Genomic DNA, 26139 nt, shown 5'->3' with positions numbered 1-26139 from the left:
AGGACTCAGCCACGAAGACGGGACATCGCCGGATCGAACAAGGGCTCCTCGGCCACGACCGCCTCGACGGACTGGTCGAAGTACCCGATGTGCACGACGGTCCCCGGCTCCGCAAGCTCCGCGGGCAGCCACGCGTAGGCGATGCCCTTGCCGATCGTGTAGCCATAGGCCGCACTGGTGACATAGCCGACCGCGCAGTCACCGTCGAACACCGGCTCCTTGCCCATCACGACCGCCCTCGGGTCCTCGATCGTGAGACAGGTGAGCTTGCGCCGCACATCGGCCTTGCGCCGCTCCAGCGCCGCCTTGCCGATGAAGTCGTCCTTGTCGAGCTTCACGGCGAACCCGACCCCGGCCTCGTAGGGATCGTGCTCGTAGGTCATGTCGGTACCGAAGGAGCGGTAGCCCTTCTCCAGGCGGAGGCTGTTGAAGGCACCGCGGCCGGCGACGATGCCGCCCAGCGGTTCGGCCGCCCGCCACAGGGTGTCCCACAGCTTCCGGCCCAGGTCGGCGGTGGTGTACAGCTCCCAGCCGAGCTCTCCGACGTACGACAGGCGCATGGCCGTCACCGGGACGGAGCCGATGTGGGCACGCTGGGCGCGGAAGTACTTCAGACCGTCCTTGGAGAAGTCCGCGTCCGTCAGGGGTTGCAGGACCTCGCGGGCGAGCGGCCCCCACAGACCGATGCAGCAGGTGCCGGGGGTGATGTCACGGACCTGCACCGTACCGTCGGCGGGGAGGTGACGGGTGAGCCAGTCCAGGTCCAGGTTGCCGTTGGCGCCGACCTGGAAGCGGTCGCGGGCCAGCCGGGCGACGGTGACGTCGCTGCGGATGCCGCCGTCGTGGTCGAGCAGCAGCGTGTACGTGACCGAGCCGACGGACTTGGCGACCTTGCCGGTGCACAGCCGCTCCAGGAAGGCGGCGGCACCGGGGCCGCTCACCTCCAGGCGCTTGAGGGCGGTCATGTCGTACATCGCGACGGTCTCGCGGGTGACCTGGGCCTCGGCGCCCACGATGGGCGACCAGTACCGCGCGGCCCAGTCGTTGGGGGTCGGGATGGAACGGCCTTCGACCAGGCCGGCGTTGGCCTCGTACCACTGGGGGCGCTCCCAGCCGTTCGCCTCCAGGAAGAAGGCGCCCAGCTCCTGCTGGCGGGCGTGGAACGGGCTCGTGCGGATCGGGCGCGGGTCTCCCGAGGGCTGGAGGGGATGCAGGATGTCGTAGACCTCGACGAAGTTCTGGCAGTCGCGGGCCAGCACGTACTCCGGCGAGAGCTGGTGCGGCTCGAAGCGGTTGACGTCGCACTCGTGCAGGTCGAAGGAGGAGCAGTGGCCGTCGACCAGCCACTCGGCCATGGCCCGTCCGACTCCCGCGGAGTGGGTGACCCAGACCGCCTCGGCGACCCAGAAGCCCTTGACGTCCGGGGATTCGCCGAGCAGCGGCAGGCCGTCGGTGGTGAAGGAGAACAGGCCGTTGATGCCCTCCTCGACCTTGGCGTCCTGCGTCGCGGGGAGCAGCGACCGGGTCTCGCTCCAGGCCTCCTCGAAGTCCTCCTCGGTGAACTTCAGGACGGACGGCATCTCGTCGGCCTCGTCCACGGAGAGGATGTCGTCGGCGGAGACCGGCATCGGGCGGTGGCCGTAGTAGCCGATGCCCAGGCCGTCGAAGCGGTCGCGGTAGTAGAGGTCGGCGTCCTGGTGGCGCAGGATCGGGCGGACCGCCTCCTGCGTCTGGCCCGCCAGGGCCGGCACCGGGCCCGTCCAGGCGAGCTGGTGGGCGAGCGGCGTGAGCGGGAGGTTCATGCCGACCATGCGGGCGATCTTCGGGCCCCAGATGCCGGCGCAGCACACGACGATGTCGGCGGGGATCTCGCCCTGGTCGGTGAGGACGCCGGTCACCTCACCGTCCGCCCGCTGGACGTCGAGCACTTCGTGGCGGGCGAGGAAGCGCACGCCGCGCTCGGTGGCCCGACGGATCTGCGCCTCGACGGCGAGGACCGCCTTCGCGAGGCCGTCCGTGGGCACCAGGAGGCCGGCGAGGACCTTGTCCGGGTTGACGAGCGGGTGCTGTTCGACGCACTCCTCGGTGCTCAGCAGGCGGGACTCGATGCCCCAGGAGGTGAGCCAGCCGTGGCGCCGCTGGAGTTCCTTGACGCGCTCCGGGCTGGTGGCCACCTCCAGGCCGCCGACCTGGAGGAAACAGGGCCGGCCGTCGACGTCGAGCGAGCAGAACTTCTCGACGGTGTAACGGGCCATCTCCGTCATGGTCTTGGAGGGGTTGGTCTGGAAGACCAGACCCGGGGCGTGTGACGACGATCCCCCGGTGGCGGGCAGCGGGCCCTGGTCGACGACGGTCACTTCGGTCCAGCCTCGCGCGGAGATCTCATCGGCGAGCGCTGCCCCCACGACGCCCGCTCCGATGATGACCACCCGGGGTCCCGCCATCGCCGCACCTCCGACGTTGAAAGCGATGCAGTTGCTGTGTGCGCAACAGAGTTCAGGTTGCGCAACTCAATGTGCCCGCCGTGGACAGGCGTGTCAAGGGGTCCGCGACGCCGGAAAAGCCCCCGGACGCGGCAGGGAGGAATCACCAGAAAACGGCGAGGCCCGGCAGGCTGACGACACAGCCTGCCGGGCCCTTCCGGCGGGGTTCACCAGGGCGGTCGCGCGCCCTACTTGATCCAGGCGTCGACCTTGGCGCGGTTGGCCTCGACCCACTTCTTCGCCGCGGCCTCGGGCGCCATCTTGTCCACCGCGATGTACTTGGCCACGGTGTTCTGGTCGTCGTTCGTCCAGGTGAAGTTCTTCACCAGGTCGTAGGCCGGGCTGCCCGACTTGGCGAACTTGGCGCTGACTATCTTGTCGAGGTCGTACACCGGGTAGTCGCAGGCGACCTTCTCGGCGTCGGTGTCACAGCCCGTCTTGTACTCGGGCAGGCTGACCTTCTTCAACGGCACCTCGGACAGGAACCACTGCGGCTCGTAGAAGTAGCCGATCACCCATTCCTTGTTCTTCTCGGCGTTGCGGTAGGCCTGGATGAGCGCGGTCTCGCTGCCCGCGTACACCACCTTGAAGTCCAGCTTGAGGTTCTTCACCAGCGCCTCGTCGTTGGTGACGTACGAGGGGTCGCCGTCGAGGAGCTGCCCCTTGCCGTCCGACTCCGAGGTCTTGAACTTCGACGCGTACTTGTTCAGGTTCTTCCAGTCGGTGATGTCCGGGTGCGCCTTCGCCAGCCACGGCGGCACGTACCAGCCGATGATGCCCTTGTTGCCGGTCGGGCCCGCTTCGACGGCGGTCTTCTGCTGGGTGATGTACTTCTTCTTCAGATCGTCGTGACCCCAGTTCTCGACGACGGCGTCGACCTCGCCCGTCCCGAAGCCCTGCCAGGCGATCTCCTCCTTCAGGTTCTTCTGCTCGACCTTGCAGCCGAGGTCGTGCTCGGCGACGTAGGCGAGGACCGCCGCGTTCGCCTCGTAGCCCACCCAGGGGTTGATCGCGAGGTTGAAGGTGCCGCACTTGCCCGAGCTGCCCGAGTCGCCCGCGCTGTCGTCGCCGACCTTCGCGCCTGAGCAGGCCGTGAGGGTGAGGCCGAGGACGGCCAGGCCGGCCGCGCCGGTTCTCCAGTGTCGTGCCATGGTGTGGTGCTCCTTATGCGCCGGCGCGGCGAGCCGCTGCCTGAGTGATCCGGTCGAACATGACTCCGAGCAGGACGATGGCGAGCCCGGCCGCGAGTCCCTTGCCGTACAGCTGGCCCTGTGAGAACCCGGCCACGACGTCGTAGCCGAGGGCGCCCGCCCCCACCAGGCCGCCCACGACGACCATCGACAGCACGTAGATCAGGCCCTGGTTGGTCGCGAGGGTCAGGGCGCCCCGGGACATCGGCAGTTGGACCTTGGTGATGATCTGCCAGGTGTTGCACCCGGTGGACGTCGCCGCCTCGACGGTGGTCTCGGGCACGGCCCGCACCCCGTCCGCGATGATCTTGATGGCGACCGGCGCCGCGTAGACGACCGCGGCGACGATGGCCGTGAACCGTGTCGCGCCGAACAGCGCGAGGAACGGCACGAGATAGACGAACGGCGGCATGACCTGGGCCGCGTCCAGAGAGGGCCGCAGCAGCCGGTCCACGAGCGCGCTGCGCCCCATCCACACCCCGAGGACGACGCCGAGCAGCATCACCAGCACCGTCGCCACCGCGGTGGACGCCAGCGTCGTCATGCCGTCCGACCAGACACCGGTACCGACCAGCAGGCCCACGCACACGGCGGTGGTGGCCCCGGCACGCCATCCGCCGAGCACCGTGCCGACCGCGACGAGGGCGGCGCCGACGAGCCACCACGGGGAGTCGGTCAGCAGGGTCTGGAACGGATTGAGCAGGCCGTTGGTGAGGGCGTCGCGGAAGGCGTTGGTCAGGCCCGAGAGGTTGTCCTGCGCCCAGGTGGTCACATCGGCCGCCGTCCTGGCGATGGTGCTGCCGGTGCCGCCCTCGCCGGGGAACTCGGCCGCCCACACGTACGTGTGCGACAGATACGCCAGCACAACCGCCACCACCGCACCGGCCGCGAGCAACGGCCGCCGCCACTTGTGGAAGGGGCTGTCCGAGCCCCGGGCCGTCTCCGCCCGTCCGGCCGCCGCGGTGGTGACCCGGTCCAGCACGATGGCCATGACGACGATGGCCAGACCGGCGTTGAAGGCCGTGCCGACGTCCAGCGACTGGAGGGCCTGGACGACGGTCTTGCCGAGGCCGGGCGCGTCGATCAGGGCCGCGATGGTCACCATGGCCAGGGCGGCCATGATGGTCTGGTTGACGCCCATCACCACGGTCCGCTTGGACATCGGCAGCAGGACTTTGAGCAGGGCCTGTCGCCGCGTCGCGCCCATCGAGTCCGCCGCCTCGACCGTGGTCCGGGGTACGGAGCGGATGGCGTGCGCGGTGATGCGGATCGCCGGTGGCGCCGCGTAGATGGCGGTGGCGATGGTGGCCGAGGCGGGACCGATCAGGAAGAACAGGGTCAGCGGTGCCAGATAGACGAAGGTCGGCATCGTCTGCATGAAGTCCAGCAACGGCGTCACGATCCGGTGGAACCGGTCCGACAACCCGGCCCACACGCCCAGGGGAATCGCGAACAGCAGTGCCACGAACACCGCGGAGAGGGTCAGCGCCAGGGTGTCCATGCTCTCCTGCCAGAGCCCCTGCAGGCCGAGGAAGGTGAAGCCGGCCACGGCCAGCAGCGCCACCCGCCAGTTGCCCACGGCCCAGGAGACACAGCCGGCGACGCCGACGACACCGAGCCAGCCGATCTGCGGAACCGGGCGGTCCCCGGACGGCTGCGAGATCAGCTCCTGCACGAAGGTCACCAGGGAGTCGATGACCAGGCGGATCTCGTTGAAGAAGTAGAGGAAGAGGGGGTTGGAGTTGCGGTTGGCGCCGATCGAGTCGTTGACGTCGTTGAACCACCGGTGCAGATCGGTCAGGTCGGCCGCCGCGAGGGACAGGGTCTGCTTGCCGCGCAGCACGGCGAAGAGCACCAGCCAGACGAGCAGGATCGCGGCCACCACCCCGGCGCGGCCGACCCTGCGCACGCGCCGGGCGGGAGGGGGCGGCTCCACGATCCGGGTCTTCTCCGGCTTCTCCATCGCGACGGTCATCACGCGTCGCCTTCCCGCCCGGCGACCACCGCGAGGATCTCCTCGTCGCCGACGATGCCGAGCAGCTTGCCGTCCTCGACCACCTTGACCGGCTTCTCGGCGGCGAGCACCGCCCGGGTGGCCTCCTTGACCACGACGTCCGGGCCGAGCTCGGGACCGTCCAGGGGGTCGTCGGGCTCCGCCGGGCGCATGATCCACCGCAGGGTCAGTACGTCACCGCGGGGCACGTCCCTGACGAAGTCGCGTACGTAGTCGTCGGCGGGGGCGCCGACCAGTTCGTCGCCGGTGCCGCACTGGACGGTCCTGCCGTCGCGCATGATGAGGATGCGGTCGCCCAGCTTGAGCGCCTCGGACAGGTCGTGGGTGATGAACACCATCGTCTTGCCGACCTCGTGGTGCAGACGGATGACCTCGTTCTGCATGTCACGGCGGATCAGCGGGTCGAGCGCCGAGAACGGCTCGTCGAAGAGGAGCACGTCCGGGTCGCCGGCCAGTGCGCGGGCGAGACCGACGCGTTGCTGCATCCCGCCGGAGAGCTGGTCGGGGTACGAGTTCTCGTATCCGGAGAGGCCGACGAGCTCGACGACCTCAAGGGCCCGCCTCGTGCGCTCGGCCCGGCTCATGCCGCGGATCTCCAGCCCGAACGCCACGTTGTCGACGACCCGCCGGTGCGGCAGCAGCCCGAAGTGCTGGAAGACCATGGAGAACTTGCTCCGGCGCAGTTCGCGCAGACGGCCCGCGTCCGCGTCGCGGATGTTCTCGCCCTCGAAGAGGATCTCGCCGGCGGTGGGTTCGATGAGCCGGGTCAGACAGCGCGCCAGGGTGGACTTGCCGGAGCCGGACAGGCCCATGACGACGAACACCTCGCCGGCGGCGACCTCGAAGTTCACGTCGCGCACGGCGGCGGTGCATCCGGTACGGTCCATCAGTTCGCGACGGGTGAGCCCGCGCAGGTCCTCGGACACCGGCACCTGGTCCGCCTTCGGCCCGAACACCTTCCACAGCTCGCGCACGGAGATGACCGGGGTGGGTCCCGAGTCCTTCGGCGTGCCGCGCCGCTGCGGCACCTCGGTCGTTGCTGGGGTCATGTTCGACCTCTTTTCGGCGTTCAGCCGCGGAACCAGTGCTGCGGCCTGGGTTGGATGTTCTGCCAGATGTGTTTGGGCTCCCGGTACTCGTCAAGGCCGGTGGGACCCAGCTCCCGGCCCACGCCGGAGTGCCCGAAACCGCCCCATTCCGCCTGCGGCACATAGGGGTGGTAGTCGTTGATCCACACCGTGCCGTGGCGCAGCCGGCGCGCGACCCGCTGGGCCTTCCCGGCGTCCTGCGTCCACACGGCCCCGGCGAGCCCGTATTCGGTGTCGTTGGCGATGCGTACGGCGTCGTCCTCGTCGGTGAAGCGCTCCACGGTGAGGACGGGTCCGAAGGACTCCTCGTGCACCACCCGCATGCCCTGACCGCACTCGTCGAGCACGGTGGGCGGGTAGAAGTGGCCGTCGGCCAGTGCCGGGTCGTCGGAGCGTTCGCCACCGCAGCGCAGGACGGCGCCCTCGGCGAGTCCGGCCGCGACGTACGCCTCGACCTTCGCCAGGTGCTGCGCGGAGATCAGCGGACCGGTCTCGGCCCTCGGATCGAAGGGGCCGCCGAGCCGGATCCGCCGGGCGCGGCGGACCACCTCGTCGACGAACCGGTCGTGCAGCGAGTCCTCGACGATCAGCCGGGCGCCGGCCGAGCAGACCTGGCCCGAATGCAGGAAGACGGCCGTGAGCGCGAAGTCCACGGCCGTCTCGAAGTCGGCGTCGGCGAAGACGACATTGGGGTTCTTGCCGCCGAGTTCCAACGCGACCTTCTTCACCGTCGCGGCGGCGGTGGCCATGATGCGCCTGCCGGTGTCCAGGCCGCCGGTGAAGGAGACCATGTCGACGGCCGGGTCCTCGGCGAGCGGTGCGCCCACCTCGGGACCGGTCCCCAGGACGAGGTTGGCGGCACCGGCCGGGAGCCCGGCCTCCGCCAGCGCCTTCATCAGCAGGACGGACGTCGAGGGGGTGAGCTCGCTGGGCTTGAGGACGATCGTGTTGCCCGCGAGGAGAGCGGGTGCGACCTTCCAACTCGCCTGGAGCAGCGGGTAGTTCCACGGGGTGATCAGTCCGCACACGCCGATCGGCCCGTACTCGACGCGGCTGACCGCGTCGTCGCGGCCGGTGTCGATCACCCGGCCGGCGTCGGTGCCGCCGAGCCCTCCGTAGTAGCGGAAGCAGGAGACGACGTCGGCGATGTCGTACTCGCTCTCCACCAGCCGTTTGCCGGTGTCCAGCGATTCAGCTCGGGCGAACGCGCCGGCCTCGCGTTCGAGGACGTCGGCGGTGCGCAGGAGGAGGGCACCGCGCTCGCGCTCGGGGGTGTGCGGCCAGGGCCCTTCGTCGAAGGCCCGGCGGGCCGCGGCGATGGCCGCCTCGGCGTCGGGGCGCGTTCCTTCGGACACGGTCACGGAGAGCGTGCCGTCGGCGGGGCAGCGGATGTCCCGGTGGCCGCCGGCCACGGGATCCCGCCATTTTCCGTCCACGTACAGGTCTGCCACGTCGAGTGCCCTTCGAGCGAATCGCGTTGCGCATCGTGCACCGCATTGCTTGTGGTGGAACACTCTGGAGAAGGCCGCAACCCACGTCAAGGGGTTGACCGGTGACGGTTTCGCCAAGGAGGCACGCGCGAGGACGCGACGCCTGATCGGCCCGGAACGCCTTGCTTCCGGGCCGATCGGCTGTCTGAAAACTGCTCGTTACGGCACGGGACGGTGCCGGTAATACGCGGCGGAGGACGGCGGCAGCGGGTCCTTCCCGAGGATGAGGTCGGCCGCCTTTTCCGCGATCATCATCACCGGCGCGTAGATGTTGCCGTTGGTGATGTACGGCATCACCGACGCGTCGACGACCCGCAGCCCCTCCACCCCGTGCACCCGCATACTGGCCGGATCCACGACAGCCATCTCGTCGGTGCCCATCTTGCAGGTGCAGGACGGATGCAGCGCGGTCTCGCCGTCCTTGGCGACCCAGGCGAGGATCTCCTCGTCGGTCTCGACGGACGGCCCCGGTGAGATCTCCCCGGCGTTGTAGGGGGCCATGGCGGGCTGGTTGAGCAGCTTGCGGGCGACCCTGACGGCCTCGACCCACTCGCGGCGGTCCTGCTCGGTGGACAGGTAGTTGAAGCGCAGCGCGGGGTGCTCGGCCGGGTCCTTGCTCTTGATCTTCACCGAGCCGACGGCGTCGGAGTACATGGGGCCGACGTGCACCTGGTAGCCGTGTCCGCCGGCGGGCACGGAGCCGTCGTAGCGGACCGCGACGGGCAGGAAGTGGAACATCAGGTTGGGGTAGGCCACGTCCTCGTTGCCGCGGACGAAGCCGCCCGCCTCGAAGTGGTTGGTCGCGGCGGGGCCGGTGCGGAAGAGCCACTGGAGGCCGATGAAGGGCGCGCGCCACTTGGCGAGGTACGGCTGCATGGAGACGGGCTGCTTGCAGGCGTACTGGATGTACACCTCCAGGTGGTCCTGGAGGTTCTCGCCGACGCCCGGCAGATCGTGTACGACGTCCACGCCGAGCGCGCTCAGTTCCTCGGCGTTGCCGACGCCCGAGAGCTGGAGCAGCTGCGGGGAGTTGATCGCGCCTCCGCAGAGGATCACTTCGCGGGCACGCACCCGCTGGGGTCTGCCACGACCGCGCCGGTATTCGACGCCGACGGCCCGCTTGCCTTCGAAGAGGACGCGGGTGACCAGGGCACGCGTCCTGACCGTGAGGTTGGGGCGCTGTCGCACGGGCTTGAGATAGGCCTTGGAGGCCGAGAGACGGCGGCCGCGGTGGACGTTGCGGTCGAACCGGGCGAAGCCTTCCTGCCGGTAGCCGTTCACGTCGTCGGTGGGAGCGTGGCCCGCCTCCTCGGTGGCCTTCAGGAAGGCCTCGAAGAGCGGATTGGTCCCCGGGCCGCGCTCCAGGACGAGAGGGCCGTCGTGACCGCGGAACTCGTCGTCCGGACCGGCGGCGAGACAGTCCTCCATCCGCCGGAAGTACGGCAGGCAGTGCGCGTAGTCCCAGGTCTTCATGCCCGGGTCGGCCGCCCAGCGCTCGTAGTCCATGGGGTTGCCGCGCTGGAAGATCATGCCGTTGATGCTGCTGGAACCGCCCAGCACCTTGCCTCGCGCGTGGTAGACGCGCCGGCCTCCCATGTGGGGCTCCGGTTCGGACTCGTACCTCCAGTCGTAGAACCGGCTGCCGATCGGGTAGGTCAGTGCCGCGGGCATGTGGATGAAGACGTCCCAGGGGTAGTCGGGCCTGCCCGCCTCCAGGACGAGCACCTGGTTGCCCGGATCCGCGGAGAGCCGGTTGGCCAGTGCACTGCCGGCCGATCCACCACCGACGATGACGAAGTCGTACTGCAAGTGAGCCATGGGGCCTCGTCTCGCTCGCGCCGTTGAGAATGCGCGGCATGCTAGTACTCGTATCACTATGCGCACCAGGTTGCGAACCGCGCAACTTCTTCGAAACCTGCACAAGGCCCTGACCTGCAGCGCTGCCTGCTATGTTTAACGCCCGTATAGTTGCGTTGTGAGCAACTACCATGCAGATACCGAAACGACAACTGCGCCGACCGGTGGCGTGCAGTCCGTCGACCGCGCCATCACCGTGCTGGAGATCCTGGCCCGGCGCGGCGAGGCCGGAGTCAGCGAGGTGGCCACCGAGATCGATGTCCACAAGTCCACCGCGTTCCGGCTGCTCGGCGCCCTGGAGGTGCGCGGCCTGGTGGAACAGGCAGGCGAGCGCGGCAAGTACCGCCTCGGCTTCGGCCTCGTCCGCCTCGCCGGCGCGGTCACCGGCCGCATCGACATCACGCAGCAGAGCCGACCGGTCTGCGAGCGTCTCGCCGAGGAGATCGGCGAGACCGTGAACCTCGCCGTGATGCAGGAGCAGTACGCGATCAACCTGTACCAGGTGCGGGGCCCCGGCGCTGTCACGGCGTTCAACTGGGTCGGCCAGCTGACGCCGCTGCACGCCACCTCCAGCGGCAAGATCCTGCTGGCCCACATGCCGCCGAAGGAGCGCGCCGCGCTGCTGTCGGAGACCGGCCTGAAGAAGCTGACACCCCGCACCCTGACCGCGAAGACGAAGCTCGAGAAGAACCTCGCCGAGGCGCTCGAGCGTGGCTACTCCTGGACCCTGGAGGAGTTCGAGGTGGGACTGCACGCCATGGCCGCGCCGGTCCGCAACAGGGACGGCGAGGTCATCGCGGCGATCAGCGCCTCCGGACCGGCGTACCGCCTCACCGAGGACCGGATGCACGACCTGGCTCCGGTGCTGGTCAAGGGCGCGGACGAGATCAGCCACCGCATGGGCTATCTCGGCTGAGCCCGCCGTGAACCGCCGCTACTGCGGCCGTCCCACGCCCAGACGCTCCTGGACGAAGGCGTGGAACTCGCCGATGTGATGCTCGCTGGGCACGAGGACGCCGCCCTTGGCGTACAGCCGGGAGCTCATCGCGGGCTGACAGCGCTCGCACGCGTCGAAGTCCTGCCGGTTGACTCGGTCGAAGAGCTCCACCGACCGGCTGACGTCCTTGCCGCTCTCGACGACGTGCTTGAGGTAGAGCCAGTCGCACTCGACGATGGTGCGGTCGGCGGCGACCGGGTACATCCGGTGGAAGATCACGTGGTCGGGCACGAGGTTGATGAACACCTGCGGCCGGACGGTGATCGCGTAGTAACGGCGGTCCTGGTCCTCGGTCACGCCCGGAATGCGGTCGAGGCCTTCGGAGCCGTCGACGGTGAAGCCCTTGATCTCGGAGCCGAACTCCGCGCCGTGTCCCACGTAGTACTGGGCGGCGTACCCGTCGGCGAACTCGGGGAGCACCTCGGTCAGCTCGGGGTGGATCGTCGCGCAGTGGTAGCACTCCATGAAGTTCTCGACGATGAGCTTCCAGTTCGCCTTCACGTCGTAGACGATCCGTGCACCGACTTCGAGGTTGTCGATGTCGTAGTGCTCGATCGACTCCGTGTCGCCCAGGCGTGCGACCACATCCCCCACCACCTCGTCGAAGGGGGGCGGGTCCGCCGCGAGGCACACCCACACATAGCCGAGCCATTCCCGTGTGGCCACTGCTGCCAGGCCGTACTCGGTGCGGCTGACGTCGGGCATCTTGGTGAGGTTGGGTGCCGCGACGAGTTTGCCCGTCAGGTCGTACGTCCAGGCGTGATAGGGACACTGGAAGGCGCGTTTGACCTCGCCGGTCTCCGCCGTGCAGAGCTTGGCGCCGCGGTGCCGGCAGACGTTGAGGAAGGCCCGGACGGAGTTGTCCCGTGCACGGGTGATCAGGATGCTCTCGCGGCCCACCTCGACGGTGCGGAAGGCACCGGGCGCGGCGAGGTCGGCGGAGCGCACGGCGCAGAACCACATCGCCTCGAAGATGTGTTCCTGCTCCTGGGCGAAGATCTCGGGATCCGTGTAGGAGGAGCCGGGGAGGGTGGCGATCAGGCTTTCCGGCAGGCCGGTCGAGGTCACAGTGCACTCCTCGGGGAACGTCGTGGGTCGGGCATGCACGCGCCGGGACGAGCGGCACCGGACGTCGTGGAGCGACGGTGGCTGTGCGAGCGAGGTCTGCGCCCTGTCAGGGCGTCTTGGTCGCGAGTTGCTTGCGCCAGCGCGTGAACAGCTTCGGCTGGTTCATCCCGAGTACGGCGACCGGGTGTCCGGCACGCCGGTAGACGGCCAGGACGTTGCGATCGTCGGCGGTGCCTTCCTCGATCGTCACGCCGTCGGCGCGGGCCGCGTTGCCGGCGAACTGGATCTTCACGCCGTACTGGTCGGACCAGAAGTACGGCGGCCGGGGTATGCCCGGTTCGCACTCGCCCCAGGACAGCAGGGCGGCCACGGCCGCGTCGGGACGTTCCCGGGCGCCGGTCCAGTGCTCGACGCGGCGGTGGGTGCCCGCGCGCGGGTCGTACCAGGAGGCGCAGTCGCCGACCGCCACCACCCCGGCCAGGCTGGTGCGGCCGTCCGCACCGCACTTGACGCCGTCGTCGAGTTCGATGCCGGATCCGGCCAGCCACTCGACGCAGGGACGGGCCCCGACACCCACGACGACGATGTCGGCGGGGATGCTGCGGCCGTCCTCCATCAGGACGGCTTCGACGCGGGTCTCGCCGCTCAGCCCCTTGACGCCCACGCCGCACAACAGCCGTACACCGTGGTCGGCGTGGAGGGCGGAGACGATGCGCCCCATGGCCGCGCCGAGCGGACCGGCCAGTGGTGTGGGCGCCGCCTCGACGATGGTCACGTCGAGGCCGAGAGCGGAGGCGGTGGAGGCGACCTCGGCACCGATGAAGCCGCCGCCGATCACGACCAGGCGCCCGCCCCGGGCCAGTTCGTCCCGCAGGGCGCGGGCGTCGTCCAGGGTGCGCAGGGTGTGCACACCGGCCAGTCCGTCCATGCCGGGCAGGGTCCGGGCGGCGGCGCCGGTGGCGATGACGATGCCGTCGGCCCGCACCTGGCGGCCGTCGGCGAGCCGCACGGCGCGGGGCGTGGTGTCGAGTCCGGCGGCGCGGGCACCGAGCAGCCACTCCACTCGCAGGTCCTCGTCGTCCGGCTCCAGTGCGAGGTCGGCTTCGCCGATGCTGCCGGCGAGGAACTCCTTGGACAGGGGCGGCCTGTCGTAGGGGCGATGGACTTCGTCGCCGATGACGACCAGCCGTCCGTCGTACCCCTGTTTGCGCAACGAGCGCGCCGCGGACAGGCCCGCCAGCGACGCGCCCACCACGGCCACTGTCCTCACGCGACGCCCTCGGCGAGCCGGGCGGCGATGCAGGGGGGCAGGTTCGGGGCTGCCGTGGACAGCCGGACGTAGATCATGCCGTCCTCGACGAGGACCTCGTGCGTGCGCACCGGGAGCTTGGCCGGCGGGGCGTCGACGGCTCCGGTCTTGAGGTTGAACTTCGAGGCGTGCAGCGGGCATTCGACCTCACAGCCCTCCAGCCAGCCGTCGGCGAGCGAGGCGTCCTGGTGGGTGCATGTGTCGTCGATGGCGAAGAGTTCGCCGTCGTCGGTGTGGAACACCGAGACCGGCGGGTCGATGTCGAGCCTGTGGGCCTCGCCTCGGGGCAGATCCACGAGACGGCACGCGGCAATCATCATGACACCTCGGTGCGTATAGCGAAACGGATTGCGGTGAACGCAACGCCAGTTTGAGGGCGCCTTCAAACCCTTGTCAAGGAGTTCGCGGGACACCTGACGCCCTCAATTTCTGTTTCACATCATGAAACGATCTGCATCATGAGAAACGCAGGTCGGAGCGGAGCACCTCGCGGGAGTCACCAGCCGCGGGCGGCCCACTCCTGCAGGTGCGGTGCCTCCGCCTGGACGGTCGTCGTCTCACCGTGTCCGGTGTGGACGACCGTCTCGCCCGGGAGGGTCAGCAGCCGGTCACCGATGGAGCTGATGATCGTGCCGAAGTCGCTGTACGAGCGCCCGGTCGCGCCGGGTCCACCGGCGAACAGCGTGTCACCGCTGAACAGCGCACCCAGCTCGGGCGCGTACAGGCACACCGCCCCCGGAGCGTGTCCCGGCGTGTGGAGGACGCGCAGGCCGATGCCCGCCACCGTGAGTTCGTCACCGTCGGCGAGCGGCCGGTCGGGCCGCCGGCCGGGATGCGCCATCTTCCACAGCACCTGGTCGTCAGGGTGCAGGAGAATCGGCGCGCCCGTGGCCAGAGCGACGTCCGGCGCGGCGCGCACATGGTCGTCGTGGGCGTGGGTGCACACGATGGCCGACAGCCGGCGGTCACCGACGGCCGCCAGGACGGCGTCGGAATCGTGGGCCGCGTCGATGACGACCACCTCGTCGTCGTCACCGATGAGCCAGACGTTGTTGTCGACGTCCCAGGTCCCGCCGTCGAGGCTGAAGGTCCCGCTGGTGACGAGGCGTTCGATGCGCGGTGCGCCGGCCATCACAGCACCACCACCGAGCGCAGCACGTCGCCGCGGTGCATCTTCTCGAACGCCTCCTCCACGTCACCGAGGCCGATGGTCTCGGAGACGAAGGCGTCCAGGTCGAAACGGCCTCCCAGATACAGGTCGATGAGGGCCGGGAAGTCGCGCGAGGGCAGGCAGTCGCCGTACCAGCTGGACTTCAGTGAGCCGCCCCGCCCGAAGACGTCGAGCAGGGGCAGCTCCACCTTCATCTCCGGGGTGGGCACGCCGACCAGCACGACCGTGCCGGCCAGGTCGCGGGCGTAGAAGGCCTGGCGGTACGTCTCGGGGCGGCCGACCGCCTCCACGACGACGTCCGCGCCGAAGCCGCCCGTCAGCTCGCGCACCGCTGCCACGACGTCGCCCTTCGCCCCGTCGACCGTATGGGTGGCCCCCATGGCCATGGCCCGGTCCAGCTTGCGCCGGTCGATGTCGACGGCGATGACCTTGCTCGCTCCGGCCAGCCTCGCCCCCGCCACGGCGGCCATGCCGACGCCGCCGCAGCCGATGACGGCGACGGAGTCGCCCCGGCCGACGGCACCGGTGTTCACGGCCGCGCCGAAGCCCGCCATGACACCGCACCCGAGCAGACCGGCTGCCGCCGCCGGGGCCGCCGGGTCCACCTTGGTGCACTGCCCGGCGGCGACCAGCGTCTTCTCCGCGAACGCGCCGATGCCGAGCGCCGGCGAGAGCGGGGTGCCGTCGAGCAGTGTCATCGGCTGTGTCGCGTTGTGGGTGGCGAAGCAGTACCAGGGCCTGCCCCTGCTGCACGCCCGGCACTGGCCGCACACCGCACGCCAGTTGAGGATGACGAAGTCACCGGGCTCGACGCCGGTGACCCCCTCGCCGACCGCCTCGACGCGACCTGCCGCCTCGTGCCCGAGAAGGAAGGGGAAGTCGTCGTTGATTCCGCCCTCGCGGTAGTGGAGATCGGTATGACAGACGCCGCAGGCCTCGACCTCGACCAGCGCCTCACCCGGTCCGGGGTCGGGGACGACGATCGTTTCGACGGAGACCGGTGCGCCCTTCTTACGGGCGACGACAGCACGAACCTCGTGAGCCATGAGCTGCTCCTCAAGCGGGAAACCCTCGCCAGTGCGTTGCTCCATTCGCGACACGCACCGCTATGCGCAACCGAGCATCCCGGAGGGGCACGCCGAGGGTCAAGGGCCTGGTTCCAAACCGGGCAGTCAGGGCGCGTGCCGGAGTTCGTGGGCTTCGGCGAGGAGGAGGTAGGCGGCGGCGGTCCAGGTGTAGGCGCGGTCGCGCAGGCCGCTGCCGGTGAGGGCGTCGAAGTTCTCCGCGAAGCCGTGCGTCTCGCACAGGGCCCGGAAGCGGGTGCTGATCTCGTCGGCGAGGCGCTGGTGGCCGGCGCGGCGCAGGCCGTCCTCGACGAGGACGGTGGCGGGGGCCCAGATCGGGCCGCGCCAGTAGCCGTCGGCGCGGTAGTGCGGTGAGGTGGGGAGTTCGGTGGCCAGTCCGTACGGGGTCAGGTGCGCCTCGATCCGGGCGGCCAGGGTCTTGGCGACGTTCTCGGGCAGGTGCTCGCCCAGGGCGATGGGCATCAGGTCCAGCAGGCTGGAGCTGCTCCAGGTGTCGCCGCTGCCGGCGCCCCGGGCGACGAACCGCTCCCCCGCCCACAGCTCGTCGAGCATGGCCGCCCGGGTCTGCTCCGCGCTGCGTCTCCACGCGTGGGCGTCGTCGGCGAGACCGAGTTCCGTCGCCAGGGCGGCGAGCTCGTGCAGTTGGAGGGTGAGGAACGCGGCGAGGTCGGCGGTGACGACCACGCGCTCGGGGTCGAAGGTGGTGGCGTTGTCCCAGCCGCTGTCGTTGCCGTGCTGGTAGTGCGGCAGAGCGGCGCCCGGCGCTCGGCGTGCCGTGAGCCAGAAGTCCGTCCAGCGCCGCAACCGGTCGTAGATCTGGGTGAGCTCGGCGTGGTCGAGGGGTTCGGGGAGGCGTCGGCGCAGGCGGCCCAGGGTCCAGCCGTGGATGGGCGGCTTGACGAAGTTGCGGAGGACCTCCGAGTGGGTCACCGAGTCGGGCAGGGCCCCGGTCTCGTCCTGGTGGTCGAAGGGCAGCGCGAACTGGTCCCGGGCCAGCGCGGGATCTCCGGATGCCAGTGCGAGGGCGTTGAAGCAGTGGTCCCAGCTCCAGACCTTGTCCATCCAGTGCTTGGACATCAGCACGGCGGGCCGGGTGACGAGGCCGGCCGGGTCGACCGTCGCCGACCACAGGACGTACGCGGCGAGTCCGGCCGCCGGGGTGCGGGAGGAGCGCCAGGGGGCCACCGCGTCGGCGAAGGCGGTGAAGGCGTGTTCCGCGGCGGTCACGACCTCGCCGAACGCCGTCCGGGCGGTGTAGGGGCGGCGTGCGGTGTCGAGTTCCTCGATGGCGGCCTCCCAGGTTCCCCCGGCGTCCGCGCCGATCGTGAGACCGCGGTCGGCGCTGCCCAGGTCCTGGCCGCCGGTGGCATCGGTCACGGCCCCCGACAGCACGGTGATCCGGTAGCGGCGCCCGGTCTCGTACGAGGTGAACACGTACGCTCCGTCGGCCGGGTCACGGAAGAAGTACGTGCCCGTGAAGGGTGTCAGGGTCCGCGCCACCGCGGTGACGCGCAGGCTGGTGCCCTCCCCGCGCAGGCGTACGGTGTCCTGCGACTCGTAGGCGAGGTCGACGCGCCCGCTCTCGTGGGTCCAGGTCAGCAGACCCGGCGTCGCCGTGATCCGGGTCCCGGCCCGATCGCCGCTCGTGGCGTCGACGGGGACGAGGCGCAGGACCGGGTGCATGCCGTTCTGGTGGGAGACCAGATGGAGGTCCTCGGCGTAGGTGTTCTCGGCCAGGACCGGTGAGATGTCGAACCAGGATCCGCGCGTGCTGAACGGGATGTCGTGGAGGGAGAAGGCCGGGCCGGTCGGGGCGGCGGTCATGACGGGTCACTCGTTTCTTGAGCAGGGAGCACCAGTGGTGTGCCGGAGGTCAGTCCTTCACGGCTCCGGCGGTCACGCCGGCGGCGACGTAGCGCTGGGCGAGGACGAGGATCACCGCGGCGGGCAGCGAGGCCACGACGGCGGTGGCCATGATGGCGTTCCACTCCTGGTTGTTGTTGCCGATGTACTGGTAGATACCGAGGGTGATCGGCTCGTGCGCGCCGCCGTTGGCCAGGGTGCTGGCGAAGACGAAGTCGGACCACGACCAGAGGAACGCGAACAGCGACACCGTGACGACGGCGTTGCGGCTCATGGGCAGCACGATCGACCAGAAGGTCCGCAAGGGGCCGGCCCCGTCCGTCCTCGCCGCCTGGAGGAGCTCCTCCGGGATGCCGGACATGAAGGCGGTGAAGATCAGCACCGCGAACGGCACGGCCAGCGTGGAGTCCGCGACGATCAGTCCGGGCACCGACTGCAGGAGCCCGAGGCTGAGGTAGATGGCGTAGAAGCCCATCGCCATGATGATGCCGGGGATCATCTGGGCGACCAGGAAGAGGAAACTGAGCACGCCGCCGCCGCGCGGGCGCAGTTTGGCGAGGGCGTAGCCGGCGGGGGCGGCCAGGGCCACGGTGAGCACGACGGTGCCCAGGCCGATCACGAGGCTCGTGCCGAGATACGGCAACTGCTGGTCCAGGACGGCTCGGTAGCCTTCCAGGGTGCCGTGCGTGGGGAACAGGTCCGGCGGGCTCTTGCGCATGTCCTGGTCACGGGTGAACGACACGTTGAGCATCCAGTAGACCGGGAAGAGCATGATCCCGGTGAACAGGAGACCCGTGGCCGTCTTCCACCACGTCGTCGTCCGTGCCAGGCGCGGGCCGGGTGTGGTCGTGGGTGTCGTCATGAGGCGTACTGCTTTCGCTGGACCCTGAGGTACACCAGGCCGAAGACCAGCGCGGCGACGACGAGCAGATTGCCGACGGCCGCGCCGGGGCCGAAGGCGGGCAGCAGGTTGCCGAAGCCGAGCCGGTAGGACCAGGTGGCGAAGGTGGTGGACGAGTCCGCCGGGCCGCCCTTGGTCATGATCCAGATGATGTCGAAGACCTTCAGCGTGTAGACGAGCCCCAGGAGCAGGGTGATCGCGGACACCGGCCGCAGGAGCGGGAACGTGATGTGCCAGAAACGTCGCCAGGCGCCCGCGCCGTCGAGAGCGGCGGCCTCGTAGAGGCTGCGGGGGATGGACTGCAGGCCGCTGTGGAGCACGACCAGGTTGAACGGGACGCCGATCCAGATGTTGGCGATGATCACGGAGGTCAGTGACCACGACGGGGAGGTCAGCCAGTTCACCGGGTCGACGCCGACGACGCTCAGGGCCGCGTTGACCACGCCCGAGTCGCTGTTGAGCATCCACGACCAGGTGGAGGCCGACACGATGAGCGGCAGCAGCCACGGCACCAGGAACAGGGCCCGCAGGGTCCCGGAGAGCCGGAAGTTCTGGTTGAAGAAGACCGCGAGGGCCAAACCGATGGCGTACTGGAAGGCCAGGCACACGCCGGTGAACAGCACGGTGTGGGTGAGCGCCGGCCCGAAGGTGGGATCGTCCAGGACGGTGCGGTAGTTCGCCAGGCCGGTGAAGGGCGCGTCGCCCTGGACGAAGGAACGGACGGTGTAGTTGCGCAGGCTCAGATCGAGGTTGCGGTAGAGGGGATAGGCGTAGAAGAGGACGAGGTAGAGGGTGACCGGGGCGAGGAAGGCCCAGGCGGCCCACTGCTGGGAGGTCGGGCGGCGCCGTGGCGCGGGGCGGGCCGGGGGCGGGGCGGCGGCGGCCGCCCCGTTCCGGTCGGGTGCGGGCCGGTGGTCCGGCGGGTGTGTCGTCTGCTTCATCGGAGCCACGTCACTTGACTGCTGACTGCGCCGAAGTGAGAGCGTCCTTGGGGGACTTCGCTCCGCTGAGTGCGGACTGGACCGCCTTCCACATCTGCTCCGAGATCTTCGGGTACTTGGTGCCGAGGTCGTCGCTGGTGCGGCCCTTGGCCGCCTTGACCGCCTCGACCCAGGGCTTCAGCTCGGCGTTCTCCGCGACCTGCTTGTCCTGGACCTCGGCGGTGGGGGCCACGTAGGACAGGGTGGTGTCGGTGGCGTGGAGGTTCTCGGTGCTGGTCAGGCAGGTCACCAGCTTCCGCGTGGTGGCGTAGCGGCCGGTGTCGCCCTGGACGGGGACGGTGACGAACTCGCCGCCGGTCGGGGCTGCCGCGTTGCCCCCGCCGGAGGCCGGGATGGGCAGGACGCCGTAGTCGAACCCGGCCTTCTCGGCGTTGGCCAGTTGCCAGGTGCCGTTCTCGGCGAAGGCGTAGTCGCCGCCGGCGAACTCCTGCCAGCTGGTGGTCTGGGTGTTGTTGATGACCGAGTTGGGGGCGTAGTCCTTCTTCAGCCAGTCGGTCCACAGGGACAGGGCCGAGACGCCCTCGGCGGAGTCCAGTCGGGTGAGCTTCGCGCCCGCGCCCCAGAACCAGGGCAGGAACTGGAAGCTGCCCTCCTCGGTGCCGATCGCGGAGAAGGTGATGCCCTTCTTGCCGGCCTTCTTCACCTTCTCCAGCGCCGCCGTCAGTGACGTCCAGTCCTTGATGGAGGCGACGTCGACGCCCGCGCTCGCGAGGACCTTCTTGTTGTAGTAGAGGGCGAGGGTGTTGGCGCCGATCGGGGTGCCGTACGTCTTCCCGCCGGACTGGCCGGCCGCGAGCAGGTTGGGGTCCACCTTCGAGGTGTCCAGCTTGTTGTCCTCGGTGGTGGTGAGGATCCCGGACTCGGCCAGGGTCGACACCACGGGGTTGTCGACGATGAGCACGTCCGGGGAGTTGTCCTGCTGCGCGGCCAGGAGCACCTTGTTCGTCAGGTCGCTGGTGTCGAAGGCGGTCCGCTTGATCTTCACGCCGGCCTTGGTGCCGCAGTCGTCGAGCAGCTTGGCCCACGCCGAGTCCTTGGCGAACTGGGGGTACGGGTCCCAGATGGTGTAGGTGCCGCTGTCGCTTCCCTTCGCGGACGAACTGCCGCCGGACGAGCAGGCGGTGGTGCCGGTCGCGAGGGCGACGACGGTCAGGGTCGCGGCGGTGAGCCGCCGTCGGGTGAGTCTGTTCATGGCACGTTCCTTTGTGATGTCGGCACGTCGAGGCAAGGGCATGCCGAGGAAGCAGGTGCGAACGACCGGGCGGGGCCGGTGAGGGAGCGGTGTGGTGGGCGCGGGGGGAGGGTGAGAACCGTGAGTGTCAGACCGGCGAGCCGCAGCCGGGGTCCGTCGCGGCGTGCGCGGGCCCGGTGCTGGTGCGCAGGGAGATGGGCGGCTTCAGCAAGTGGTGGCGGGGTGCCGCCTCGGGCTGGTCGAGCCGCTCGACCAGCAGTTCGACGGCCAGGCGCCCCATCTGCTCCGCCGGTACGTCGGCCGCGGTGAGCTGCGGGGTCACCGTCTCCGCCCACCGGCCGGCCACGACCCCGGTGACGGAGAAGTCACGCGGTACGTGGCGGCCCGCCGCCGCCAGGCCCCGGTAGAGACCGCCCAGCGCGGCCTCGTTCAGGGTGACCAGTCCCGTGGTGGCCGGGTCGTCGTGCAGGATCCGCTCCAGGCACGCCTGGCCCGAGGGAGCGTCGTCGCCGCAGCAGTACGTGCGCACGGTCAGCCCGCGCTCGGCCGCGGCCTTGGTGAAGCCGTCCAGTCCGCGGTGCGCCGACTCGTACCCGGCCCGCAGCAGGTGCTCGGGCCGGTTCACGAAGGCGATCCTGCGATGGCCCAGGTCGGCGAGGTGGTGGACGCACGCCTCGACCAGCGCGGTGTGGTCCAGGCCGACCCACCAGTCGCCGTCCGGCTGCGCGGTACGGCCGATGCAGACGGCGGGGAAGTTCTCGGCGACGAGGTGGTCGACACGGTCGTCCTGGAGCCTGATCTCCATCAGGATCGCGCCGTCCACCCGCCGCTCGGCCAGCAGCCGCTGGAACGAACGGTCGCTGTCCACACCGCTCGGGGACAGCAGCACGTCGTAGTCGTAGGACGCCGCCGCCTCCACCACGCTGCCGATGAAGTCGAGCTGCATGCCGGTGTAATGGTTTCCGGCCGGCGGGAAGACGAGACCGAGGGTGCTGGTCCGGCCGTTGGCCAGGGCGCGGGCGCTCGCGTTGGGCCGGTAGCCCAGTTCGTCGATGACCCGCTGGATCTTGCGGCGGGTCTCCTCCGACACCGAGCGCTTGCCGCTCAACGCGTACGAGACGGTGCTCCGCGAGACACCGGCCCGCTTGGCGATCTCCCCGATGTTCACGGCGCTCCTTCGTCGAACCGGTTCGAGCGCGAGCCAGTCGTCGAACCGGTTCGCGTGAAGGGAAGGTAGGAGTGAGCCGAAGCGGGTGTCAATACCTCGCGCATCCTCCCCGAAACATGGCGGCCGATCCGTGTCAGGGGTATTGCTGGCCCGTTTCCGGCGGTGCTAGCTTCCGCCGAACCGGTTCGACAGAGCCGCCCGCAACCGTCATGCCCCCCGGCTGGGCCGCGCAGTTCCAGGCCCGCACGGCCCGACGACGATCGAACCGGTTCGCGCCATCGGACGGGACCGGATCACCCCACGGAGACCTCAGTGCGACGCAGAAGCAGAAAAAGAACAGCAAGCGCCGGCGCCACGGCCGTGGCGGCCCTCGCCGCCCTGCTCGCCGTACCCGCCGGCACGGCCGGCGCGGCGGAACGGGAGCGCCTCACGATCGACCTCGGCACCGACACCGGCGCCTTCCACGGCGGTGCCTCCGGATCGCTCTACGGGATCTACGGTGACGGCGTGCCGAGCCGCAACGTCCTGGAGGGCATGCACGTCCGTACGGTGTCGACGAAGGCCCAGGACGGTCCGCAGCACCCGGGAGCGGACGCGCTGGAGGTCCTGCCGCCGTTCGTGGACTCGGGCGGCAAGGACGTCTACATCTACATGACCGACATCTACCGCGGCTTCCCGTACCAGTGGCCGGGTGCCAACGGCCCGGAGCGGCTCGCGGACTTCAAGGAGAAGATCAAGAAGCAGGTCCAGCAGGTCCTGACGATGGGCAGGTACAAGGACCACGTCGTCTACGTGCCCTTCAACGAGCCCGAAGGGAACATGTTCGGCACCGGCGAGTGGAGTTACGACAAGGTCTCGTGGCTGAACGACCCGCGGCACTACTTCGCGGCCTGGAAGGAGGTCTACCACCTCATCAAGGGCCTCGACCCGGACGCCCGCATCGCCGGCCCCAACACCAGCGTCCTCTACAACCAGGTCAAGGGCTTCCTGCAGTACGCCAAGGCCCACGACGTGGTGCCGGACGTGATGACCTGGCACGAGTTGTCGTCGCCCGCCGCGGTCCGCACGAACGTGGCGAAGTACCGGCAGATGGAGAAGGAGGTCGGTGTCGGGCCGCTGCCGATCAACGTCAACGAGTACGGCCACAACTACCACCTCTCCGTACCCGGGCAGGTCGTCCAGTGGGTCTCCGCCATCGAGGAGTCGAAGATCGACGCCGACCTGGCGTACTGGAACATCGACGGCAACCTCAACGACTCGGCCGTGGAGGCCAACAAGGGCAACGGACAGTGGTGGCTGTTCAACGCCTACGGGCAGATGTCCGGCCACACCGTGGAGGTGAGCGCCCCGCACCCCAACCAGCAGTACACCCTCCAGGGTGTCGCCACCCTCGACGAGGACAAGAAGCAGTCCCGCGTCCTCTTCGGCGGCAAGAGCGGTGACGCGGACGTGGTCTTCGAGAACATCGACCCGAAGCTGTTCGGGAAGACCGTGCACGCCACCGTGCAGGAGATTCCCTGGACCGGTCAGGTCGGCGACTCCGCGCAGCCGCTGCGGCTCGCGGACCGGGAGCTGACGGTCGGCGCGGACGGCTCGGTGACACTGCCGATGACCGGCATGAACGAGATGTCCGCCTACCAGGTCATCCTCTCCCCCGGCGGCGACGGCGGGAAGCCCGCCGAACCCTCCGTCGGCTGGCGCAAGACGTACGAGGCGGAGAACGCGACCTACACCGGCGGCGGCTACTCCAGGAACGGCCCCGAGGGATCGCCCTCCCAGGTCGGGAAGTTCGCCACGTCGGGCGCCTACAACGTGGGCGGCCTGCGCACCGGCTCCGACGGAGTGCTCTCCTTCGACGTCGAGGTCCCGAAGGACGGCACGTACGACCTGAGCGTCTTCGCCAACTCGTACAACCTGTACGACCTGGTGAAGGAGCAAGGTCCGACCAACGTCTTCCTGCGTGTCGACGGCGAGGATCCGCAGGAGCTGCGACTGCCGCTCGGCTACAAGTGGGTGGTCTGGGGCCACACCGACACCACGGTGAAGCTCACGGCGGGCAAGCACCGGCTCACCCTCGCCGCGAAGGACGCCGACCTCGGCGTCACCAAGGGCGACGCCATCATCGACAAGATCGACCTCGCCCTGCGCGACGAGAACGTGACCGCCCCGGCGGTCTACGAGGCCGAGTACGCCACCCTCTCCGGAGCCCGGCCCGGCTACACCCACCCCGGTGCGTCCGGTCCCGGTGCCGTGCCGCTGGCCAAGGGGGACTCCGCGGCCTTCTGGGTCCACTCCCCCACCGACGGCGAAGCGACCGTCCTGTTCGACCACCTCGGCGGCGGCCGGGCGAAGGTGAGCCTCAACGGCGAGGAGCTCGACATCCCCAAGGTCGGCGGGACCAAGAAGGGCACGGACCAGATCCGGGTCTTCCTGTCCGGCGGCATCAACAAGATCACCGTCACCGGTGCCTCGCGCGCACTGCTCCTCGACCGGCTGCGGGTCGCTCCTTCCCACGGCAACCTCGTGACGAAGGTGTACCAGGCGGAGGACGGCACGCCGACCGGTGCGGCCAAGGTGACCGACACCTACACCTTCGCGGCGAACGGCAAGGCCGTCACCGGCATCGGCGACGGCAAGGCCAACGCCCTCACCGTCGACGTCGTCGCCCAGCGGCCCGGACGGCACGCGCTGACCATCCGCTACTCCAACGCCGAGCAGGCCCCGGCCACCCACTACAACCCCGACCCGATCGCCCGCCACGCCGACCTCTCCGTCAACGGCGGACCGGCGCGCCGGGTGCTGTTCCCGACCACCTTCCACTTCAACAACTTCTGGGACCTGACCGTCCCGGTCACCCTGAAGAAGGGCACGAACCGGCTCACCTTCACGGCCGAGGAACTCCCCGACTTCAACGGCGACACCTACAACCAGTACGACCAGCGGTCCCCGTACGCGCCCGTCATCGACCAGATCGGCGTCACACCGCTCACACAGAAGTAGCCCACGGACGGCCCCGGGGCGTACCGGTGACTCACCGGTACGCCCCGGGGCACCCGTCCGCAACACGGTGCACCACGCCACGTGGACCGAGACGAACAACCTCCTCGACGCAACCACCCCGGACGGCCGACGCAACTGCCCTGCACGGCCGACGCGCCGCCGCACGCGGCGGCTACCGCCTCGCCGCTTCCCCGAAGATCCCCGGCACGGTCACCGCGATCAACGTCCGGGCACTGGGCGGCGCGATCCCCGAGGGCGTCGACGAGGAGGCCACGGCCTTTTCCCGCACTGGCGCCGCGTGCGGAAGCGAGGCCGAGTGCCGGCGCCTCACCGAGCTCAAGGCGGCCAGGGACCCGCGCAACCTGTTCCGCCACAACAAGAACATCGCCCCGAGCCAACTGCGGTGAGGCGCCCCGCGCCCACCACATCGAGGCCGGTTTCCGAGCCGGAACAGCCGCGGCCTTGCCCCCTCCTCTGCCCTCTCTCCAACGTCGGCCCGGGGCAAGGCCGTTTGCCAACAGCCGCTGTTTATTTCCTCAACCGCAAGGCCCCCTTTGCATAGTGCTCATCAAGGGCGACCAGAAGAAGCTGCGCAGTCAGGTCAAGGTTATTCCTCGGTCAGGTCCTGATCACGCAAAAAGCATGGCCATGACACTCACCTGGTGCGAGGGTCCTTCTCGCCCAAATGATCTACCGATGGAGACGAGATGAGACGCATCCGCTTCAAGAAGAAGTTGGCCGCCTGCGCCACGTCATTCGCGGCAGTGGCGGCCGTGATGGCGACCGCCGGTCCGGCGAACGCGGCCGAGTACACGGTCACGGACAACTGTGACGTTCCGTGGATCACCTGCTCGTACGGTGACCTGTGGCTGTTCTACAACTCGAAGGACATCGCCGTCCAGGACGGCTACTACAAGTCGGCCTTCACGACATTCTACGGCAACGTGTCCGACCACTGGGGTACCAGCCAGTACCAGGGATCGTCACTGACGACCTACCGGTACGTATTCGGCAACGGCGGCTACGGCAACGGCCAGTACATGAAGAACAATGCGGCGTCCGTGCAGAACTGCGCCCCGGATGACAACTACCGCGTGTATTACAACTCCGGCTACGGCGGCACCTCTCAGTACTTCGCGAAGAACGGCCCCTACGGCGACTGCAACATCACCGACCTGATCTCCGCTCTGAAGAACAACAACGCATCCTCCCACTTCGCATAAGAAGGAACCCCCGTGCAGCACATCAAGCAGACAGCCGCC

Annotated in this window: 20 protein-coding genes; 4 read left to right on the top strand and 16 right to left on the bottom strand. The window is 69.4% G+C overall.

The window, feature by feature from the left end; all coding sequences use genetic code 11:
• Positions 1-5: 5 nt before the first annotated feature.
• The 6 genes from GTY47_RS29205 to betA all read right to left on the bottom strand — a co-directional run bounded on the left by GTY47_RS29205 (position 6) and on the right by betA (position 10083).
• A complete protein-coding gene (locus tag GTY47_RS29205; RefSeq protein WP_010043833.1) occupies positions 6-2444 on the bottom strand; it encodes an FAD-dependent oxidoreductase in 2439 nt (812 codons plus the stop codon).
• Between the two features lie 227 nt (positions 2445-2671).
• A complete protein-coding gene (locus GTY47_RS29200) occupies positions 2672-3634 on the bottom strand; it encodes an ABC transporter substrate-binding protein (protein WP_010043831.1) in 963 nt (320 codons plus the stop codon).
• 13 nt (positions 3635-3647) lie between these two features.
• Positions 3648-5648, bottom strand: coding sequence for an ABC transporter permease subunit (locus tag GTY47_RS29195; RefSeq protein ID WP_010043828.1), 2001 nt, complete (start codon positions 5646-5648; stop codon positions 3648-3650).
• Complete coding sequence (locus GTY47_RS29190; RefSeq protein ID WP_010043826.1) at positions 5648-6736, bottom strand: glycine betaine/L-proline ABC transporter ATP-binding protein; 1089 nt, start codon at positions 6734-6736, stop codon at positions 5648-5650. The genes GTY47_RS29195 and GTY47_RS29190 overlap by 1 nt, the downstream gene beginning before the upstream one ends.
• Positions 6737-6756: 20 nt before the next feature.
• Positions 6757-8226: an aldehyde dehydrogenase family protein gene (locus GTY47_RS29185; RefSeq protein ID WP_010043824.1), complete on the bottom strand. Its 1470-nt coding sequence runs from the start codon at positions 8224-8226 to the stop codon at positions 6757-6759.
• A gap of 198 nt (positions 8227-8424) precedes the next feature.
• Positions 8425-10083, bottom strand: coding sequence for a choline dehydrogenase (gene betA / locus GTY47_RS29180; RefSeq protein WP_010043822.1), 1659 nt, complete (start codon positions 10081-10083; stop codon positions 8425-8427).
• A gap of 208 nt (positions 10084-10291) precedes the next feature.
• Here betA and GTY47_RS29175 point away from each other — a divergent pair, with 208 nt between their 5' ends.
• The gene (locus GTY47_RS29175) at positions 10292-11038 is read left to right on the top strand and encodes an IclR family transcriptional regulator (protein ID WP_010043820.1); all 747 of its coding nucleotides are present in this window, start codon (positions 10292-10294) and stop codon (positions 11036-11038) included.
• An 18-nt stretch (positions 11039-11056) separates the two neighbouring features.
• On the opposite strand, the gene GTY47_RS29170 is transcribed toward GTY47_RS29175, so the two are convergent.
• The 10 genes from GTY47_RS29170 to GTY47_RS29125 all read right to left on the bottom strand — a co-directional run bounded on the left by GTY47_RS29170 (position 11057) and on the right by GTY47_RS29125 (position 21877).
• Positions 11057-12187 carry an aromatic ring-hydroxylating dioxygenase subunit alpha gene (locus GTY47_RS29170; protein ID WP_010043818.1) on the bottom strand — a complete coding sequence of 377 codons (1131 nt, stop codon included), beginning with the start codon at positions 12185-12187 and terminating at the stop codon, positions 11057-11059.
• 106 nt (positions 12188-12293) lie between these two features.
• Positions 12294-13457, bottom strand: coding sequence for an FAD-dependent oxidoreductase (locus GTY47_RS29165; RefSeq protein ID WP_029181447.1), 1164 nt, complete (start codon positions 13455-13457; stop codon positions 12294-12296).
• Positions 13454-13816 (bottom strand): bifunctional 3-phenylpropionate/cinnamic acid dioxygenase ferredoxin subunit, encoded by a 363-nt coding sequence (locus tag GTY47_RS29160; protein ID WP_029181446.1) that lies wholly within the window; start codon positions 13814-13816, stop codon positions 13454-13456. The genes GTY47_RS29165 and GTY47_RS29160 overlap by 4 nt, the downstream gene beginning before the upstream one ends.
• Positions 13817-13992: 176 nt before the next feature.
• Complete coding sequence (locus tag GTY47_RS29155; protein WP_010043811.1) at positions 13993-14628, bottom strand: MBL fold metallo-hydrolase; 636 nt, start codon at positions 14626-14628, stop codon at positions 13993-13995.
• Positions 14628-15713, bottom strand: a complete 1086-nt coding sequence (locus GTY47_RS29150) for an S-(hydroxymethyl)mycothiol dehydrogenase (RefSeq protein WP_010043810.1) — start codon at positions 15711-15713, stop codon at positions 14628-14630. Before GTY47_RS29150 ends, GTY47_RS29155 begins: the two co-directional genes overlap by 1 nt.
• A 126-nt stretch (positions 15714-15839) precedes the next feature.
• Positions 15840-17576: a trehalase family glycosidase gene (locus GTY47_RS29145; protein WP_010043808.1), complete on the bottom strand. Its 1737-nt coding sequence runs from the start codon at positions 17574-17576 to the stop codon at positions 15840-15842.
• Positions 17577-17625: 49 nt separating this feature from the next.
• Positions 17626-18477, bottom strand: a complete 852-nt coding sequence (locus GTY47_RS29140; protein WP_010043806.1) for a carbohydrate ABC transporter permease — start codon at positions 18475-18477, stop codon at positions 17626-17628.
• Complete coding sequence (locus GTY47_RS29135) at positions 18474-19457, bottom strand: sugar ABC transporter permease (protein ID WP_010043804.1); 984 nt, start codon at positions 19455-19457, stop codon at positions 18474-18476. Before GTY47_RS29135 ends, GTY47_RS29140 begins: the two co-directional genes overlap by 4 nt.
• A 10-nt stretch (positions 19458-19467) precedes the next feature.
• Entirely contained in the window at positions 19468-20709 is a 1242-nt protein-coding gene (locus tag GTY47_RS29130; RefSeq protein ID WP_010043802.1) for a sugar ABC transporter substrate-binding protein, read from the bottom strand.
• Positions 20710-20836: 127 nt separating this feature from the next.
• Positions 20837-21877 (bottom strand): LacI family DNA-binding transcriptional regulator, encoded by a 1041-nt coding sequence (locus GTY47_RS29125; protein WP_010043799.1) that lies wholly within the window; start codon positions 21875-21877, stop codon positions 20837-20839.
• A gap of 312 nt (positions 21878-22189) precedes the next feature.
• On the opposite strand from GTY47_RS29125, the gene GTY47_RS29120 reads away from it, so the two are divergent.
• The 3 genes from GTY47_RS29120 (at position 22190) to GTY47_RS29110 (ending at position 26100) form a co-directional block, all read left to right on the top strand.
• Positions 22190-24877, top strand: a complete 2688-nt coding sequence (locus tag GTY47_RS29120; protein WP_040903623.1) for a cellulosome protein — start codon at positions 22190-22192, stop codon at positions 24875-24877.
• Positions 24878-24903: 26 nt separating this feature from the next.
• Entirely contained in the window at positions 24904-25284 is a 381-nt protein-coding gene (locus GTY47_RS29115; protein ID WP_158688441.1) for a BBE domain-containing protein, read from the top strand.
• Positions 25285-25584: 300 nt separating this feature from the next.
• The gene (locus GTY47_RS29110) at positions 25585-26100 is read left to right on the top strand and encodes a hypothetical protein (protein WP_010043787.1); all 516 of its coding nucleotides are present in this window, start codon (positions 25585-25587) and stop codon (positions 26098-26100) included.
• The last annotated feature ends 39 nt before the right edge of the window (positions 26101-26139 follow it).

Origin of the sequence: Streptomyces sp. SID5464 (assembly GCF_009862985.1) — a bacterium.
GTDB classification, from domain to species: domain Bacteria; phylum Actinomycetota; class Actinomycetes; order Streptomycetales; family Streptomycetaceae; genus Streptomyces; species Streptomyces chartreusis_D.
Note: the sequence above shows the minus strand (reverse complement) of the source record. Positions and strands in the feature narration are given on the sequence as shown.